Origin of the sequence: Paraburkholderia sp. SIMBA_030 (genome assembly GCF_046535245.1) — a bacterium.
Classification (GTDB): domain Bacteria; phylum Pseudomonadota; class Gammaproteobacteria; order Burkholderiales; family Burkholderiaceae; genus Paraburkholderia.
In genome coordinates this window covers 1-233 of the sequence record NZ_JAWRXB010001721.1, presented here as the reverse complement: position 1 = coordinate 233, position 233 = coordinate 1, and the positions used below count along the sequence as shown (strand labels likewise).

The 233-nt window shown below is 52.8% G+C and carries 1 protein-coding gene; it reads left to right on the top strand.

Features of this window, described 5'->3' with window-relative positions; all coding sequences use genetic code 11:
• Positions 1 to 15 precede the first annotated feature (15 nt).
• Positions 16 to 233: proton-conducting transporter membrane subunit (locus SB772_RS45900; protein ID WP_410839261.1), on the top strand; the 218-nt coding region annotated here is incomplete at its 3' end.

Here is a 233-nt window from a genome sequence, read left to right as displayed (position 1 = left end):
CCAGTACGCTTCTTCGTGAGTTGGATCAATGGCTTCAGCTGCTGCATGACCTGCGCCGCCACCAACGATAGCACCAATACGGTGAAGTTGCCAATCATTCCTTTTCACGGTTGGTTGCCAGATGCGCATGCGCAGGCACCAACGGCAGGTTCGGTGGATTTGGCAGGTGTACTCATCAAGACTGCTGCATATGGTTTGATTCGTTTTGTGTTGCCGCTATTTCCAGCAGCGTC